Here is a 17,909-nt window from a genome sequence, read left to right on the forward strand (position 1 = left end):
AAAAAAAGTAAGTAAATCTAAAAGAGTTAAGAAAAAAAATTTAAAAAAGAAGAAGGTTAAAATGGGTGAAGTAAATCTTGGTTTATTCTATACTATTTTAGCACTTGTAGCTATTGGGGTTGTGATGGTTTTTTCAGCTAGTTCATATTATGCATTATATGAACAAGAAAATGTATTTCATTTCTTATATAAAGAAATAATTTGGGCTGTAGGTGGGTTAATTGCATTATTAATTATTATGCAATTTGATTATCATAAATATAAAAAGGCGACAATTTTATTATATGTAGTAGCAATTTTATGTTTAGCTGTAACGCCATTTATTGGAGTTGAAGTAAATGGAGCTAAACGTTGGCTTGATATTTTTGGAATATCATTCCAACCATCAGAGCTTGCAAAGTATGCAACTGTATTTTTCTTAGCATATATGATTGAAAAAAGAGGTAGAATGCAAGAAAGTTTTTGGAAAGGGCCTATGTTTTATCTAGTATTTGTAGGGATTTTAGCTGGGTTAGTATTAGTAGGAAGAAACTTAAGTATTACAGCAGTTATAATGTTTGTTGCATTTATAATGCTTTATGTTTCTGGGATGAAAAGAAAACATATAGCAAATATATTTGCTATGGGGGGAGTCTTAGGAGTATTAGCTATTCTTATAGAACCTTATAGAATTGCGAGAGTGTTGAATTTTACTAATCCATTTAAAGATGCATCTGGAGATGGATATCAATTAGTTCATTCTTTTTATGCAATTAGGTTCAGGTGGGTTATTTGGAGTTGGTCTTGGTAACTCAAAGCAAAAGGCATTATATATGCCAGAACCACATAATGACTTTATATTTTCAATTATAGGTGAAGAGTTTGGATTAGTTGGATGTACAGTTGTAATTGGATTATTTTTAATTTTAATATTCCAAGGTTTAAATGTAGCAGCAAAAGCTAAAGATAAATATGGAAGATTATTAGCTATTGGAATTACTTCTGTAGTTGGGATACAAGCGATAATAAATATTGCAGTTGTAACAGGAAGTATGCCTGTTACGGGAGTTCCTCTTCCGTTTATAAGTTATGGAGGTACTTCACTTGTATTCAATTTATGTGCTATGGGAGTATTACTTAATATTTCTAGTCAGCGTAGAGTACCAAATAAGGAAGTAAAACCTAAGGAAATAGAAGAAAATCAAACCAATAATATCTATAGCTTTAGTAATTATAATAAATAAAGTTTTTGATAAAGGTCTTAGTATAGTTTTGTAAAACTAATATTAGGACCTTTTATACAATAATAAAGGCAATATCCAGATGATTATAGTAAATTTAGATTTATGATGACAAAGATAAAATTAGAACAAATGAGCTATCTAAAAAAGGGTGGAATAACTAAGACAAATCTTTCAGTACTTAAAAATAATAAATCAAAAGTTATTATTTTTTTAATTTTATATAAAATATGTAATACTTTAGAGTACTAATGAAGTGATATTTTAGAATATAGAAATGATAATAAAGAGTAAGGAGAGAGAAGAAAATGAGATGAAGAGAGAGTCCAAATTTATAATAAAGAAGATATGGTTAATATCAATAATTATCTTTATAACTGTGATTATATTAAGTTGTTTTTTTAAAATAAAATTTTTTATATTTGGAATTAATCCAAATTTTTTATATTATATTTTATTTCTCATTATTATTATATGTCCAATTGTATTTTTCTGTTGTGAAAAAGAAGATATGTTATTAGGAAAGTTAATTTATACTATAACTATGGTATTAATTATAGCAATAAGTATGTTTATTTATATGTTTTTATTTAGTGGAAATAAATATTTTACTTTTAAATCTCCACAAAGAACTAATGATTTAGTTATAGAAGAAAAAAGTTTTCTTTTAAGTGGTATTAGCACATTTTATGAGAAAAAATTTGGAGTATTTATTAAACCGCTAGATATTGAAATAAATATAGATGATGGATTTAGACCATTTTCAACTGACTCATATGAAATAAATTGGATAGATGAAGATACAGTTAATGTAAGATATAATTATGGTAATGAAGATGTGTGGAAAAGTGAAATTATAAAATTAAAATGAAGCAATATAGAGATGGAGAAGAACAATAAACTTGATAGAAAGAAGTTTATATCAAATTCGCTAATAGAGATTATTATAAAAATGAAAAGAATTATTAGTTTAAAGGATAATTAAATAAGAGGAGAGGTATAATGGAAATACTATTAATAATTTTAATTGGTCTTATGATATATAATATTACTATACATATTCCAAATAAATTAAAAGAGCAAGATGAAAAACAAAGATTGCATTTTGAGGAATTACGCATAAGATTGAATAGGATAGAAAACAGTTTAGAAGAGATAAGAAATATGGAGTAAATAATATGGATATTTTTAAAATATTAAATAATGATATTGAAGGACTTAATGAAGAAGAGCGTGAATTTGCCGAGAACTTTAATGAGACTTTACGTGAAAAGATTATAGATGAACTTGCTATATATGAAACTAATGAATTAATTAAAGATTTAAAAAGTGATGAAGAAATATTTAGAGAAAAAATAGAGTATATATTTATTTATGGGAAAAAGGGATATAATAAAATGCCAACAAAAGCATTAATAGATATATACCTTGATAAGAAAAATGAAGGTGACTTTATTAATTTAATTGAAAGTCTAAGTGAAATTTAATAATACCTCAGGGGAAGTGAAAAATAATTTCCTCTGAGGTGTTTTTATTAGAAAAACCTAAAAAATATAATGCTTAATTTTTAAGATTTATAGTTTATAGAAGAATTTAAAAAATTTTAAATAGCGATAAAAAACATTTAAACAAAATAGGTTGTTCATACGTCTATATAATAGAATTAAATAAAATAGTACTATTTACATAATTTTAGATGGGAGAATACATTAATGATTAAAATTAGGGGTAGGAGTTTAGAAAAGAGATTTGAAGACTCTGTAAAAGAAAATAAAGAAAAATTTTATAGGTTGGCTTATTATTATGTGAAAAATCATCATGATGCAATGGATATATTGCAGGAAAGTATTTTGAAAGGATACTCTAATTTATCTAAGATAAAGGATGAAAATGCTATAGATAAGTATCTTAGTAGGATAATAGTTAATACAGCAGTAGATTTTATAAGCAAAAATTCTAAAGTTGTAGTTGTAGAGAATGATTATTTAAAGGATAAGTCTGTAGATGATGAAAAATCGGAAATAGGTTTAGTTATTGATACTCTTCCAGAGGAGCTTAAGGATGTTATAATTTTGAAATATTTTCATGGATATAAAATTGATGAAGTTGCAGAGGTTTTAGGTATTTCTATTTCTACTGTTAAAAATAGAATGCATAAGGCATTAAAAATATTAAGAGTAGAAATTAAGGAGGAGAGTTATGAGTAAGAATTATTTAGATGATGAAAAATTAAGATATGAAAATATAGAAATTCCTGAGGAACTTGATTTTATGGTGAGAAAGACATTGAAAGAAGGGAGAAGAAAAAGAAATTTAAAGAAATTTTATAAATATGGAAGTGGAATAGCATGCACATTTTTGCTGTTTGTAGTATTAGTAAACATTTTTCCAAATGTAGCTTATGCTATGAGCAAAGTTCCTGGTCTTGATAAACTGATAGAACTTGTGACTTTTGATAAAGGCTTTGATAATGCTGTAGAAGAGGGGCTGGTTAAAGAAATTAACTTTCAAGAGCAAAAGAATGGAGTGAAGCTTAAAGTAAATACTATTGCTGGAGATTGGAAGAGACTTTGGTTAGGATATGAGATATCAGGAGAAAAAAATTTAGGGGTTGATATTAGTATTGTTACTGAAACAGGAGGTGTATCATGGAGTACATTTTATACAGAACCATATAGTATTAAAAATGAAGAAGGAGAACAGGAATCATATATAGAGATAGCCTTTGAAGAATTTAATGAAGAATTTACTTTAGAGTTTAATGTTTATGACAAGGAAAAAGGAAGAAAAGATGATTTAAGCAAGGAGTATCTAGCAAGTTTTTCTGTACCGATAAAGCTTGAAAAAGAAATATTTAATAGTGAATTAATGGATATATCCTTAGATAATACAATTATTAACACTGAAATTGGAGATATAGAAGTAGTAAGTTTAAAAACTAGTAAAACAAGAACTATTATGGAATTTAAGCTTAATAGTGATATATATGATTATATGACCTTTGAAAATCCTAGACTTATAGATAATGAAGGAAATGAATATGAAGTAAGTTCATCTTATGAAAGTCAGGGTTTTGAAAATAACTTTATAGAACTTCAAGGTGAAATAAAGGAAAGTATTAAATCTTTAACCTTTGTTTTTGATGAAATGTATTATGCTAGAAAAGATAATAGAAATATTATAATAGACTTAAAAAATAAGGGAGTTAAACCTAACGATTACAATATTGAATTTGTAAGTTTTATAGGAAATAATCTTACTTTAAAAGCAAGGGATGTTAAAAGTATTTCTTTTGACAATATTATACTTGAAAATGGAGAAAGTTTAATTAGTGAAAGTGGGGTATCTTGTATAAGTGATGAAGAAAACAATGAATATTATGTTAAGTCATATTTAAAATTAAATGATACAATACTAGATGAAGTAAAACTTAAAATATTTTGGATAATGAAGGATAGTGTTAAAGGTGATTATATAGAATTAATAAAACAATAAAATGAATTAAGAGTTAATCTAATAATTGGATTAACTCTTAATGTTATTTTATATTATTTCTTTAAGGGAATTAATTTTTTTATAATTACTTACCTTTAATTATTTATTCTTTTGTAAGTTATATAAACTATAAATATAGTATAGTTTGTTATGATAAAATTATAAGAACAGGTAATTATATCAAGAAATAAAGTAGTTGATATATCATATATTATATAAAGAAGATTATTTTAGACATTGATATTAAAATTTACTTTTTAGTAAAAATAAAGTTTAGAGGTGAAGTAAATGAAAATATTATTAATAAAAATTGAACTTAGGGCAGAATGGGTGCATTCATTAAAAGAAAAAAGAATGATAGTCTTGAGCCTTTGTAAAAGGCTTACTAATAAGTTTAATGTGTCAGTGTCTGAAGTTGATCATCAAGATGTACATCAAAGTATAGTAATAGGTATATGTAGCGTTGGAACTTCAAGAGATGTACTTCAAGCTTTAAAGGAAAAGATTTTAGATTTTATTGAAGATAATACTGATGCAGAACTTTTAAAAATAGAAGAAGAGGTTATGGATTATTAGAAAGAATATTTAGTATAAAAAATAAAAAAAGTATATAGAAGTTATTGACAAAAATCTTCAAGTAATATATATTAATATCAACAGCAGAAAATATTGGAAAATTTAATAGATAATCTTATCAAGAGTGGTGGAGGGACTGGCCCTGTGAAACCCAGCAACCTATTAACAGTTAAAAGTTAGTAGTTAAGGTAAAACTTCAATGGTGTTTTAAAATTTGGAGATTTTAAAGAAATTTTAACCTTAACAATCAACTAATAACTATTAATGTGGTGCTAATTCCTGCAGTTTTTTAACTGAGTGATGAGAGGGTAAATTTAATAAGTGTATTTATACGTACTTGAGTTTATTCTCTAGTGCGTTTTTTTTATATTTTTTCTTAAATTAATAAAAAGTATAGTATTTAAGTAGTAAGCTTAAAATTTATGATTTTTATTATTAACTAAATGGAGGTGGACAAACATGATTAAAATGCAAAATGTAAAAAAGAGTTTTGGAGATATAGAGGTTTTAAAGGATATTTCACTAAATATAAATGAAGGTGAAATATATGGACTTATTGGACATAGTGGGGCAGGTAAATCAACACTTTTAAGATGTATAAATGCCTTAGAAGATTATAATGACGGATCTATAGTTGTTATGGATAAGGAAGTTAACAAATTAACTGAAAAAGAAAAGAGAGTATTCAGAAAAGATTTAGGAATGATATTTCAAGGATTTAATCTTTTAAATAGAAAAACTGTATATGATAACGTAGCACTTCCATTACAAGTGTGGGGAGAGGATAAGGCTTGTATAAAAAAGCGTGTTAATGAGCTTTTAGAGATTGTAGGGCTTTCAGATAAAGCAAAAAGTAAACCAAAAGAGCTTAGTGGAGGACAAAAACAAAGAGTTGCTATAGCTAGAGCATTAGCATTAGAACCAAAGATTCTTCTTTGTGATGAAGCAACATCAGCTTTAGATCCTAAAACAACAAAAGATATACTTTCACTTTTAGACGATATCAATAAAAAATTAGGAATTACAATAGTTGTTGTTACCCATCAAATGGAGGTTGTAAAGCAAATTTGCCAAAGAGTTGCATTGCTTCAAGGTGGAGTATTAGTAGCAGAAGGAAAGGCAGAGGAGGTATTCTTAAGACCAGAAGTATCGCTTAAAAAATTCTTAGGAGAAGATGAAGAAGATGCACTACCAAATACCGGAGTTAATATTAAGTTATTTTTCCCAAGTAATTCTTCAGAAAATGCTCTTATAACTAAGATGGCAAGAGAACTTAATATAGATTTTTCTATAGTTGGAGGAAGGCTTGAAAAGTTTAGAGATGAGGTATTAGGTAGCTTGACTATAAATATAGATGAAAAGGATAGAGAGGAAGTTATGAAATATCTTTCATCTAAAGATGTTATATTGGAGGTGTTATTATAATGGATAGTAAAATGATTAATATAATAATAGAAGAGTTTGGAAAAACTGTTTATATGGTGTTTTTTTCAACATTATTTGCAAGTGTTTTAGGATTTTTATTAGGAATAATATTAACAGTTACAAGTGATTCTGGATTAAAACCTAATAAGGTTATTTATAGAGTTTTAGATGTAGTAATTAATGTGCTTAGAAGTTTTCCTTTTATAATTTTAATAGTAGCTATAATTCCATTTACTAGAGCTATAGTTGGAACATCTATTGGTGAAACTGCAGCAATAGTACCACTTACAATTGCAGCTGCACCTTTTGTGGCAAGGATAATAGAAGGAGCACTAAAGGAAGTTGATCCAGGAGTTATAGAAGCTGCAAAATCATTTGGAGCATCAAATACTCAAATAATATTTAAAGTTATGATTAAGGAAGCAGTACCATCAATTATTTCAGGATTAACATTAACAGTAATTAGTATAATTGGTTATTCTGCAATGGCAGGTAGTGTTGGAGCAGGTGGAATTGGTAAATTAGCAATAAGTTATGGTTTCCAAAGATTTAACACGGAAGTTATGATTGTTACTGTAGTTATTCTTATAATAATAGTCCAAGCTCTTCAAAGCTTAGGTAATTACTTATATAAGAAATTAAGTTAATTATGTTATATATAAATTATTAGTAAATAAATATAAATTTAAGTTGTAAGAAGTATTAATTAAAATATGTAAATAGTAATTAAAAGTTATTTAAATAAATAAGTTAATAAGTAATATTAAAAATAAATTTTAGGGGGAATTTTAAAATGAAGAAAAAAATTTTAGCAGGAATTTTAGCAGGAGTATTATCATTAGGTCTTATAGGATGTGGAAGTAATGGAGCTACATCTAATGAAGGAAGTAATTCAAGTGATGATAAAATAATAAAAATAGGAGTTTCTCCAGAACCACATGCATCTATAGTGGAAGTTGCAAAGCCACTTTTAGAGGAAAAAGGATATACAGTAGAAATAGTAGAATTTAATGATTATGTTCTTCCAAATACAGCGGTAGAAGAAGGTGAGTTAGATGCAAACTACTTCCAAACAATTGCATACTTAGAATCATTCAATGATGAAAAAGATACTCATCTTACTTATACAGCAGAGATTCATTTAGAACCAATGGGAGCTTTTTCTAATAAGTATAAATCTTTAGATGAAGTAGAGGATGGAGCAACAGTTGCAATTCCTGATGATACTTCAAATGAAGCAAGGGCATTAAAAGTATTAGCAGCAGCTGGGCTTATTGAAATAAATGATGGTGATTTAATAACAGTTGCAGACATAACTTCTAATCCTAAAAATTTAAATTTTAAAGTTCTTGAGGCAGCAACATTACCAAGAGTTTTAGAAGAGGTTGATATTGCAGTTATAAATGGTAACTATGCATTAGAAGCAGGGCTTGATGTTAATAATGATACAATTTGTAAAGAAGATAAAGATGCTGATGATTTACAAGGTAGAAGAAATGTTTTAGCAGTTAAAGAAGGTAATGAAAATACTCAAAAAATTAAAGATTTAACAGAAGCACTTACTTCTGATGAAGTTAGAGAATTTATTGAAAAAGAATACAACGGGGCTGTAGTTCCTGTATTTTAATAAAAAAGTTAAGTTGTAAGTATTATTAAAAGATTAGTATTAAAAATAGGGCAAATAAGTATAATAATATATAGAGAAATTATTTATATAATATTAATAGGGGCAAAGTAATATTATAAAAATAGGGGGCTATTAAAAATAGTAAAAAGAGGGAAGAAACTAAAATTTCTAACCTCTTTTTTTGTATTTATAGATTTGTATATAGATACGAATATAACATAATTGAAGATACTTGTAAGCACAATAAAAAAATAATCTAATATAATAGAATATGAAGCTAATTTAATAAGGAGATAATGCCTGTGGCAGTATGGATATTAGATGCAGCTCATGGTGGGAAGGATTTTGGAGCTATTTCAAAAGATGGCATAAAAGAGTCTGAATTTGTACTTGAAGCTGCTTTAGAGGCAAAAAAGCATTTAGAACGTAATAGTGAAAAGGTTATTTTAATAAGAGATGAAGATAAAACATTAAGTAAAGAAGAAAGAATAGATATAGCTAATAATACAGATGCAGATTATTTCATAAGCTTCCACATGAGTTTTAGTAAAGATGAAAGCAAAAGAGGGGTAAAGGTATTAGTAGTAAATGAAAATGAGGAAAATTATAGATTAGGTAGGCTTGTTAGAGATGAAATTTTTAGTGATCTTAGAACTAATGATTTAGGGGTAATTAAAAATAATGAGTATAAAATATATAACAATTTAAAAAGCATAGGGATTATAGTTTATGGTGAATATTTATCAAATAAAGAAGCTATGAATGAATTTGATGCAAAATCATATGGTATGATGGTAGCGAAGGCAGCATTAGCTTTTAGAGATAAAGTTTTATTATTATCTCCAGTAACAGAACCTAAAAAAACACAAAAGAGATATTGGAGACTTTGTATAGGATATTATAGTGATTACGATGAAGCTGTAAAAGCTATGATAAAAGAGCATAAAAATGGAGTAAAAAATGCACACATAATACCTTATGAGGGAAGATAATTTTATATGAATATACATTTTAAATGTGAATAAAAGATGAAGTTTTTTTAGAATGTAATTAAATTAGAAAAGTAAATAATAAAATATATAGAGAAGAGTAGGGAGTTAGTGGAGTGCAGTTGTGAAAAAAAATAAATATGGCTGGAGATTAATTTGTTTTTGCTTAATTACTATAACATTATTTGGAGAAATATTTTTAATTTGTTTGATTATGAAAGATGAAAAAACAATTAATGTGACAAGTAGGAATGCCATTGAAATAAATGATTATAGTATAGAAAATAAAAATCATATATATAAATATACTGCTGAAAATTTGAAATATGATATAGAAGAAGCAAATAATAATGCAGAGAAAATAAAAGACGGACCTAATATAGATAAAATAGAAGAATCATTAGTGGAGTATTTAAATGAATATGATGATAAAATAGGACTAGTTTTTTATGATATTAATAGTGAGAGAGTTATTAAGATTAATGAGAATGAGGAATTTGTTGGAGCTAGCACTTATAAAGTGTTTATGAATATAGCGGCATATGAAACAATAAAGTCAGGATATGGCTCTTTAGATGATGTAATTTATTATAGTGATGTATATTATGAAGGCGGTACAGGAATACTTCAATCAGAAAATTTTAGTTGTTTAGATGTACAAACTCTACTAGATTATTCAATAATTTATTCAGATAATATTGCAACTAATATGGTAACTGGATATTTAGGCGGAATGTATACAGTATTATACACTGTAGGAGAGATATTGGATGAAAGTATTTGTGTAAGTGATAATATAATAACTCCTAATCAGATGTTTGCAGCATTAAAATTTATATATGATAATAAAGGCGAAGAATATTATAGTCATATGATAGAAACAATGGAAAAAACAATATTTCATGAAAGAATAGATAAAGATTTACCACAAGAGATTGTAGCACATAAGATAGGAACATATGGAATGTATATACATGATGTCGGAATAGTATTTGTTAAAGATAATCCATATATACTTGTTGTTTATACTTGTGGGATAGATAATGCAGATGAAGTTATATCTAATATATCTAATATTATATATAATGAATATGATAAGTTATAGATAAAGTGTTTTAAATGTTTGTTTTTATGAATAACCATAGTAAGTAAAATATAAACTCGTAAAGTGGTATAAAGTATAGGTAGAGGCTATATTTTATACTACTTTTTTATATATAAAAAGACAAACTTTAAAAATGGTAAAAAATAAAGTATACTTAAGTGAGATTTCAAAATCAAATTAGTTAATAAAGGTATTTATTATTTTAATAAGTAAGAAAATTTGTTTAATATATAAAGAAAATATAATTAATATATAGCTTGGGGGAAGGGAAAATTAATATGAATATTTCAAAGATAAATATAGGCGTAACTGGACAAGATTTAATGAGTATGTATAATGATTTTGTTGAAATAAAGGAGTTAAGCTTAGAAAAAATAGAAATAAAGGATGAAATAATAATAGTAGGAAAATTTACTAAAGGTGTAGTAATTAATTTTGAGTGTAGAGTAAAGTTAAGTTCTATGCAGGATGGATTAATATTAGGAATGGTAACTGGATTTAAAATTTTAAACATAGGAATAGCTTCATTCTTAAGAAAGGTAGCATTGAAATATGCGCTTAAATCTTTAAGTGATAAAGGAATATCTTATGATAAGGGAAAGGTTATAGTTCAGTATAAGTACTTATTAAAAGATATACCATATGTAGACTTTGATATTAATGATATTAATTGTTCACATGAGGCATTACAGCTAGAACTTAAAAATTTACAAATTTCTTTAGGTGGAGAACTAAAAAAGGAAGTAGAGTTATTAAGCTTTAATAAAAAGGAAGAAGCTGATGTTAACGAAGAAATTAAAAAAGCTTCAGATGGATATACAAGTGGTAGGGCTATAGTAGAAAACAAATTACCTGAAAAGGCTAAAAAGTATAGTGATTATATATTTGTATTACCAGATATAGTTGCGCTTATATATAGACTTCTTAAAGATAAGAGAGTATCTATGAAAACAAAAGTTGTAATTTCAGCTGCTGTAGCTTATATTGCAGTACCAAGTGATATTATTCCAGATAAGGTGCCTTTTGTAGGGAAGATAGATGATATTGCAATAGGAATTTTTGCTTTAAATGTTATTATGACAGATGTACCTTTAAATATAGTTTTAGAAAACTGGCAAGGTAAAAATGATATAATTTTAGTTGTTAAGAATTTAATTGAATATGCAACTAACTTTACAGGAGCAAAAAATATTGATAGTCTTTATAGAGTTGTAGAAGAAGTTTTATCTGTTTAGAGTGATAGGATACAAAAGAAGTTTTATAAAATAAAGTTGGAAAAATTAAGTGTATTTAAAAAATTTGCTTAGTTTGTAGGAAAGGATGAAGATTTTGAAGTATTATGCTGTTTATAGAGGAAAATCTGGAGCACCTAAGATTTTTACTTCTTGGGATGAATGTAAAAAAGAAGTAATTGGGTTTAAGGGAGCTATATATAAAAGCTTCACAAGCGAAAAAGAAGCTATTAATTTTATTGCTTTAAATTCAGAAGGAAAAAGTACTGGTTCAGATATAGTAGAAGAAAATGAAGAAGGATTATTTATTTATGTTGATGGAAGCTTTTCTGTGGAGAAAGGGAATTATTCTTTTGGATTAGTGGCAGTTTTAGATGGAAAAATAATTCATGAAGATAAAGGGCAAGGATTTGATAGTGAAGCAGTGGCACTTAGAAATGTTAGTGGAGAGGTTTTAGGGGCTAAAATGGCTGTGGAGTTTGCTATAAATAAAGGATATAAAGAAGTTACTATAGCATATGACTATCAAGGTGTTGAATATTGGGCTCTTGGAACTTGGAAGAGAAACAATAGAATAACTTCAGAATACCACGAATTTATGCAGAATAGAATGAAAGATATTAAAATTAAATTTAAAAAAATTAAAGGTCATAGTGGAGATAAATTTAATGATATGGCAGATAAGTTAGCAAAAGAAGCATTAGGAATTAGTTAATAATTAGAAGTTATTAGATTTAAAGCAAAAATTAGAGTAAATTTTCTTAAATTACGCATACTACATTTAGAAATAGAAATGTGAGGTGTTTATTTTGGGAAAAGTAATTAAAAGTTTAGCAATTGGTACTGCTTTTGGTGTTGCAATTGGTGTAATGATATTACCAGAGCTTGATAGAAAAACACAAAGAAATATAAGAAAAACAAGTAAAAGAATTATGGGAGCTGCTGGGGATGTTTACGACAATGTTTTAGATTATATTGGAGGAAGTTTCTAGCTAATTATTCCAAATTTAAAATAGAATAAAGTAAGTACAATATAAAAACTGTTATAGAAATCTGTAACAGTTTTTTATCTTTATATTAAATAAGATTGAAAAAAATGACTAAAATCTATATTTATTTACAAATTTTTATGGTATAATAAAATAAATTAAGTAATTTTTTAATACTATATTTGGGGTAAAGGATGACTAATATATGGAGATACTAACTTTAGGTGAAAAAATCAAAAGAAGAAGAAAAGAATTAGATATGACACTTAAGGACTTAGCTGCTGATAGAATAACTCCTGGGCAAATAAGTTTGGTAGAATCGGGCAGATCAAATCCTTCAATGGACTTATTAGAGTATTTAGCAGGAGCACTTAAAACATCGACAGAATATTTAATGGAATCAGAAGAGACTCAAGCCGAAAAAATATGTATGTATTATGAGCAAATGGCAGAAGCATATATATTAACTGAAGATTATATTACTGCTGAAAAGTACATAGAAAATGCTATGTTTTATGCTGAAAAATATAATTTAGAATATAGAAAAGCAAAAAACTTACATTTAAGAGCAACTATACATAAAAGAAAAAGATGAATTGGTTTTAGCACAACAATATTATTTATCTGCAAACGTAATTTTTATAAAAAATAATAATTGTGAGCAAGTAGTTAATACATTTTTAAATTTAGGTAAGATAACTTTAGAGTTAAAAGCATTCCATTCGGCCACAAGTTATTTAAGACAGGCTGAAAAAGTATATTTAGATAATAATATTGGAAATGATGCTATGCTTGGTGAAATATACTATATAATGGCTGAGGGATATTTTAAAATCGATAATATAAAGAAATCTATGGATTATGCATTTCTTGCCAAACAAAAATTTGAACAATTACAAAACAAGGAAGAGTATGGAAAAGCATTATTGCTATTAGCTCAAGATTATAATAAAAATGGTGATTTAGCTAATGCTATAAAATATTCTAAAAAGACATTAGAGGTTTATACTGAGTTAAAGGAAGAAAAAAGTATTTCAACTATAGAAAATAATTTAGGAAAATTATTTTTTGAGTTTGATAATGTGGAAGAAGCATTTAAGCATTATCAAATAGCTAAGGAAATTCAATTAAGAAGAAAAGACAGCAATATAGTAGAAACTTTATTTAATATATGTGAAGGATATATTAAAATAAAGGAACTTCATAAGTGTGAAGAAGTATTATTTGATATTGGAAGATTAATTGATGAAAGTAATGTGGAGCATATAGTTGAGAAAAACTTACTTTGGTATAGAGTATATACTATTAGAGAGATGTACAGTGAAGCAGAATATGTGCTAATAGATACTTTTAACTTGGCAAAAAATAGTGGATTATATAATAAGGCGGCTCAAATAGCTATAATGATAGGTAAGTTTTATATAGAATTTAAAAGAGATTTTGAAGCAGCTAAATACCTTGATGAAGGTGTTAACATTTTTAAAGAAATAGGCATACTTAATAATTAATATAGCTGGGGGTTACCAATGGAAATATTATCAACAGGAGAAAAAATAAAAAGAGCCAGAATATACAAGGGAGTTACATTAAAGGAATTATGTGGGGAAAAAATTTCTATTTCGAAAATGAGTTGTATTGAAAATGGTAAAATTAAGGCTGATGAAGATGTTCTTAAGTTTATAGCTGATAAGTTAGATATAGATTTTGAATATTTAGTTCAAGATGTATATGAACAAATAAGCAACAATTTAAATGCGATTAGAAATAAAGTTATTCCAGAAGATGAAATAGAAAATGTTATAGATTATAATTTGGAGTTTGCAAAAAAATACAATTTTTATCAGTTAGCATTTGATTTAACTCATATTCTCTTCTCATATTATTTAGAGAAAAATAAAATTGAAAATATACAAATATTAATATCTAAATATTATGAAATATATCAAAATACTTGTTGTAAAGATAATATATTAGTTTATTATAATGATATGGCCACATTATTCGATAAAACTTGTGAGTATAATGAAGCTATAAATTACTATAAAAGGCTAAGACTAATAATTGAAGAAGATGAAATTGGAACTAAGAAACAATATATTTATGCATGTTTCCATGAAGCAGTTTGTTATAAGAATATTAACAATATAGAAAAAGCATATGAGTTATTAAAGAAAATATTAAAATTTGTAGATGAATTTACTGGAGATAAAGATAAGGGTGAATTTTATCATGAATTTGCTATTATAAATATATTGCTTCATAAGGTTGAAGCAGAAAAATACATAGAGTTATCATATGAGTATCAAAAAGATAACAAAATTGCCTTAGCTAATTCTAAGGAGAGAAATGGAAAATGCTATTTTGAGATTGGTGAAAATGATAAGGCATTAACTGAAATAGAAGAAGGAATAAGTATTTTTCCTAAAAATAATAAGCATGAATACTGTGAATTTTTAATTAATTGTATAGCAACCTTATATGAAAACCAGGAGCTTGAAAAAGCATCTAATATAATAGAAGAAGCACTTAATTTATCTATTGATTTAGAAGAGGATAAACTAATAGAAAAAGCATATTATTATAAAGGTATGATTTATCAAAAGCAAGGACAATATTTCCAGGCAGAAATGTATATGAATTTAGCTACTGATTTATTATTAAGAGATGCAACTAAAGATCAAAAATATAAAAGATATAATGAAATGGCATTGCTTTATTATAATTTAAAAGAGTATAAGGAATCTATAAAATATTTTACTTTGGCAATGAACATAGAAAAAAGATTATAAAGAAAAAGATAGAATTAACAATAAGTTAGTTCTATCTTTTTATATATTTAATTTTTCTCATTTTAGTAACCTTAATAATTGATATAATTAGTTTTAGTTATGATGTAAAAGGTTAGACATCCAAATCCAAAATGACCATTTAGCTTTAGTATCATTTAATAATGATGGATTAAAAAATAGGCCTCTCATAAAATACTTCCTTTCAAATACGATTATAATATTATTATAGCCTAAATAAATAATTATAATATTCATAGGTATGCTTAAGTTATAGGTACAATAAACTTTATTTTTGAAAAGTATAATAACTATAAAAAAGCATGAAAACACCTAAAAAAGGTGTTTTCGGTACATTATTTAGCTGGTTTTAGTATTATTAGCTTAGCTCCATAACCTTTTAATTCTGTAATTATGTTAAGTACGGAACTTTTTTTAGAATATTTAAATTCAATTTTAGGATAAGAAGCTTTATAAAGTATTTCTTTTTCTTCTTTACTTAATCTATCAGGTGATCCCATAGAAAGCCAATAATTATAAGAAGAACCGATAAATTCATTTACTTCGTAAGTTATAATTCTTGTTGAACTTTTAATATTTACAATATTAAGAGAGTATTTTCTTTCGAAAGATTTTTTTACAGCTCCTTTTTGATAAATATCTTCGTAAGAAGCTAAGCTGTAAATATCTTCATTATGGGAATATAGAAGTATCGCATAGTAATCTAAAGATTTAGTAACGATATAACCATCGTCTAAAGATACTATATTTTCACTAAGTTTACTAAGTAAATAATAAGCATAGTATGAAGGTTTTCTTATACCCATATCATTAACAATCCCTGGAGCACCAATAAATACTTCATTTGTAATATTTATGGCTTTTTCTAAAACATCAAAAGCTTTTAAGAAATTAAGTGAATTTTTCTTAAAAATAGAATTATGAATAATATATGGTAACATATAAGCTGTATCATATATGGGGTTAAGATTAGAAGATACATTAAAATTTTCAGATATAACAGTTAAATTGTAGTTGGATAATATAAAGTTTGTAATTTCATCCTTAATATCTTGTGATATATCTGATGAAAATTGAAATTGAAAATCATCAGTATCAACTAAGTCTACATCTTCAAAATAATTTAAAAAGCTAGTTATAATATTTATATATTTTTCAACGGAATAATTAAGGTTGTCTAATAAAATCAGAGGTTTTAGATTAATATCAGATAAAAATTCTAAAACTCCTTTAGCTTTATTCCAATTATAAAAATCAGAATCTAAAAATACTCCCATATCACTATGAAACATTTTTTCAAGTCTACCATATTCAAAATGAATTTCCTCTTGAATTTCTTCTAATATATCTTTGTTATCTTCGATAAGTAAATCGAAAGCTTCACCTAAATTAATAGCATTTTTAAATTCAGGTTTTAATGTTTCAATTTCTTCATCCATATCTATATGAATTTTCCAAAGTTTGTTTTCAAAATTAAATCTACTATAATTTTCTAAGCTGTAAGATAAAAAATCTAAAGCATCACTTAAAGGTAACTCTTCTAATATTTTAGAAGCTTCATATTCTTTTTCAGAAAGTGTATGTTTTTTTCTATACTGAAGGGGTGTGCAATTATAGTAATATTTAAAGTTCTTGTTATAATATCGAGTGTGAGAAAATCCAATTTCATCAGAGATATCAGAAATACTTAAATCACTATCTAATAATAACTTTATAGATTCTTCAATTCTAGTTAAGTTAATTAAATCTGTAAAACTATATCCAGTTGCATATTTAATTTCATGAGATAAATAATGAGGGCTTAAAAATTCCTTTTTTGCGATATCTTGCAATGTAATATTATTATTATAGTTATTAAATATATATTTTGAAATTCTATGATATCTATCTAGTTGTTCTGTTTTTTCTTTAAGTTCTTCTTTTTCATGAGTTAAGTAGTGGAAATTGTTAATTAAATGATAAAGAAGAGTAATAAGCTGCTCTTCAATTTCTTCATCATAATCTTCAAGTTTTTGAACATATTCACAAAGTATTTGAGAAAGGATGGTTTTAAGTTCATCATATTCATCTCCACTTTGATCTTCATTATCATTAGAATTAGTATAAAAGAATATATTGTTTATATCTTTATAATATTTTTCAAAGAAGTATGGATCGATATTGAATATTAATACTCTAGTATCAGTATCGCTATGGAGCATATGGGATTCATCTGAATTTATTATTTCAACTTCTTTTTCGTTAATTGTAAATGAATCAGTATCAATAGAAATATTTAAAGATCCTTTTATTACATATAAAATTTCAATTGAATTATGCCAATGGATTGGATAGTTAGTTATTTTAGCATAAGTTATTTTTATAGGTAAATCAGAAGGATAATTTATATATTCTCGTCTCAAATTTTCACCTCAAGTCTATTAAAAATTTCTTGTATTAATTAT

General features: G+C 25.9%; 16 protein-coding genes, 2 pseudogenes and 1 riboswitch. Of the genes and pseudogenes, 17 read left to right on the plus strand and 1 reads right to left on the minus strand.

Annotated features, from left to right (window positions below):
* Positions 1-61: 61 nt before the first annotated feature.
* From ftsW to HMPREF0216_RS11925, 17 genes and pseudogenes are all read left to right on the plus strand, one after another.
* Positions 62-1,223, plus strand: a pseudogene (ftsW, locus tag HMPREF0216_RS11850) (putative lipid II flippase FtsW).
* Positions 1,224-1,731: 508 nt separating this feature from the next.
* Positions 1,732-2,091, plus strand: a complete 360-nt coding sequence (locus HMPREF0216_RS17170; protein ID WP_147576266.1) for a hypothetical protein — start codon at positions 1,732-1,734, stop codon at positions 2,089-2,091.
* Positions 2,092-2,222: 131 nt separating this feature from the next.
* Positions 2,223-2,393 (plus strand): hypothetical protein, encoded by a 171-nt coding sequence (locus tag HMPREF0216_RS17365; protein ID WP_005214583.1) that lies wholly within the window; start codon positions 2,223-2,225, stop codon positions 2,391-2,393.
* Positions 2,394-2,398: 5 nt separating this feature from the next.
* Positions 2,399-2,707, plus strand: coding sequence for a hypothetical protein (locus HMPREF0216_RS11860; protein WP_005214585.1), 309 nt, complete (start codon positions 2,399-2,401; stop codon positions 2,705-2,707).
* 225 nt (positions 2,708-2,932) lie between these two features.
* Positions 2,933-3,427, plus strand: coding sequence for an RNA polymerase sigma factor (locus HMPREF0216_RS11865; RefSeq protein WP_005214588.1), 495 nt, complete (start codon positions 2,933-2,935; stop codon positions 3,425-3,427).
* Entirely contained in the window at positions 3,420-4,715 is a 1,296-nt protein-coding gene (locus HMPREF0216_RS11870; protein ID WP_005214589.1) for a DUF4179 domain-containing protein, read from the plus strand. The genes HMPREF0216_RS11865 and HMPREF0216_RS11870 overlap by 8 nt, the downstream gene beginning before the upstream one ends.
* A gap of 288 nt (positions 4,716-5,003) precedes the next feature.
* Complete coding sequence (locus tag HMPREF0216_RS11875) at positions 5,004-5,291, plus strand: DUF503 domain-containing protein (RefSeq protein WP_005214591.1); 288 nt, start codon at positions 5,004-5,006, stop codon at positions 5,289-5,291.
* A gap of 112 nt (positions 5,292-5,403) precedes the next feature.
* Positions 5,404-5,598: riboswitch (SAM riboswitch) on the plus strand.
* Positions 5,599-5,750: 152 nt separating this feature from the next.
* The gene (locus HMPREF0216_RS11880) at positions 5,751-6,716 is read left to right on the plus strand and encodes a methionine ABC transporter ATP-binding protein (RefSeq protein ID WP_005214593.1); all 966 of its coding nucleotides are present in this window, start codon (positions 5,751-5,753) and stop codon (positions 6,714-6,716) included.
* Positions 6,716-7,363, plus strand: coding sequence for a methionine ABC transporter permease (locus HMPREF0216_RS11885; RefSeq protein ID WP_005214595.1), 648 nt, complete (start codon positions 6,716-6,718; stop codon positions 7,361-7,363). Before HMPREF0216_RS11880 ends, HMPREF0216_RS11885 begins: the two co-directional genes overlap by 1 nt.
* Before the next feature lie 146 nt (positions 7,364-7,509).
* Positions 7,510-8,343, plus strand: a complete 834-nt coding sequence (locus HMPREF0216_RS11890) for a MetQ/NlpA family ABC transporter substrate-binding protein (RefSeq protein WP_005214597.1) — start codon at positions 7,510-7,512, stop codon at positions 8,341-8,343.
* Between the two features lie 302 nt (positions 8,344-8,645).
* A complete protein-coding gene (locus HMPREF0216_RS11895; protein ID WP_040419815.1) occupies positions 8,646-9,335 on the plus strand; it encodes an N-acetylmuramoyl-L-alanine amidase in 690 nt (229 codons plus the stop codon).
* Positions 9,336-9,456: 121 nt separating this feature from the next.
* The gene (locus HMPREF0216_RS11900; protein ID WP_051040715.1) at positions 9,457-10,437 is read left to right on the plus strand and encodes a serine hydrolase; all 981 of its coding nucleotides are present in this window, start codon (positions 9,457-9,459) and stop codon (positions 10,435-10,437) included.
* A gap of 278 nt (positions 10,438-10,715) precedes the next feature.
* The gene (locus HMPREF0216_RS11905; protein ID WP_040419816.1) at positions 10,716-11,672 is read left to right on the plus strand and encodes a YkvA family protein; all 957 of its coding nucleotides are present in this window, start codon (positions 10,716-10,718) and stop codon (positions 11,670-11,672) included.
* An 85-nt stretch (positions 11,673-11,757) separates the two neighbouring features.
* Positions 11,758-12,384, plus strand: a complete 627-nt coding sequence (locus tag HMPREF0216_RS11910; RefSeq protein ID WP_005214602.1) for a ribonuclease H1 domain-containing protein — start codon at positions 11,758-11,760, stop codon at positions 12,382-12,384.
* Between the two features lie 85 nt (positions 12,385-12,469).
* A complete protein-coding gene (locus HMPREF0216_RS11915; RefSeq protein WP_005214604.1) occupies positions 12,470-12,661 on the plus strand; it encodes a YtxH domain-containing protein in 192 nt (63 codons plus the stop codon).
* A gap of 202 nt (positions 12,662-12,863) precedes the next feature.
* Positions 12,864-14,166 (plus strand): annotated as a pseudogene (locus HMPREF0216_RS11920) (tetratricopeptide repeat protein).
* Positions 14,167-14,184: 18 nt separating this feature from the next.
* The gene (locus HMPREF0216_RS11925) at positions 14,185-15,447 is read left to right on the plus strand and encodes a helix-turn-helix transcriptional regulator (protein WP_005214610.1); all 1,263 of its coding nucleotides are present in this window, start codon (positions 14,185-14,187) and stop codon (positions 15,445-15,447) included.
* A 353-nt stretch (positions 15,448-15,800) separates the two neighbouring features.
* Here HMPREF0216_RS11925 and HMPREF0216_RS11930 read toward each other — a convergent pair whose 3' ends face one another.
* Positions 15,801-17,867, minus strand: a complete 2,067-nt coding sequence (locus HMPREF0216_RS11930) for an AraC family transcriptional regulator (protein ID WP_005214613.1) — start codon at positions 17,865-17,867, stop codon at positions 15,801-15,803.
* Positions 17,868-17,909 lie beyond the last annotated feature (42 nt).

Origin of the sequence: Clostridium celatum DSM 1785, from assembly GCF_000320405.1 — a bacterium.
Lineage (GTDB): Bacteria > Bacillota > Clostridia > Clostridiales > Clostridiaceae > Clostridium > Clostridium celatum.

Coding starts and splice junctions, on each gene's coding strand:
- HMPREF0216_RS11905 (WP_040419816.1), top strand. CDS start 10,716: ATGAATATTTCAAAGATAAATATAGGCGTAACTGGACAAGATTTAATG.
- HMPREF0216_RS11860 (WP_005214585.1), top strand. CDS start 2,399: ATGGATATTTTTAAAATATTAAATAATGATATTGAAGGACTTAATGAA.
- HMPREF0216_RS11880 (WP_005214593.1), top strand. CDS start 5,751: ATGATTAAAATGCAAAATGTAAAAAAGAGTTTTGGAGATATAGAGGTT.
- HMPREF0216_RS11890 (WP_005214597.1), top strand. CDS start 7,510: ATGAAGAAAAAAATTTTAGCAGGAATTTTAGCAGGAGTATTATCATTA.
- HMPREF0216_RS11865 (WP_005214588.1), top strand. CDS start 2,933: ATGATTAAAATTAGGGGTAGGAGTTTAGAAAAGAGATTTGAAGACTCT.
- HMPREF0216_RS11910 (WP_005214602.1), top strand. CDS start 11,758: ATGAAGATTTTGAAGTATTATGCTGTTTATAGAGGAAAATCTGGAGCA.
- HMPREF0216_RS17365 (WP_005214583.1), top strand. CDS start 2,223: ATGGAAATACTATTAATAATTTTAATTGGTCTTATGATATATAATATT.
- HMPREF0216_RS11875 (WP_005214591.1), top strand. CDS start 5,004: ATGAAAATATTATTAATAAAAATTGAACTTAGGGCAGAATGGGTGCAT.
- HMPREF0216_RS17170 (WP_147576266.1), top strand. CDS start 1,732: ATGTTATTAGGAAAGTTAATTTATACTATAACTATGGTATTAATTATA.
- HMPREF0216_RS11870 (WP_005214589.1), top strand. CDS start 3,420: ATGAGTAAGAATTATTTAGATGATGAAAAATTAAGATATGAAAATATA.
- HMPREF0216_RS11885 (WP_005214595.1), top strand. CDS start 6,716: ATGGATAGTAAAATGATTAATATAATAATAGAAGAGTTTGGAAAAACT.
- HMPREF0216_RS11925 (WP_005214610.1), top strand. CDS start 14,185: ATGGAAATATTATCAACAGGAGAAAAAATAAAAAGAGCCAGAATATAC.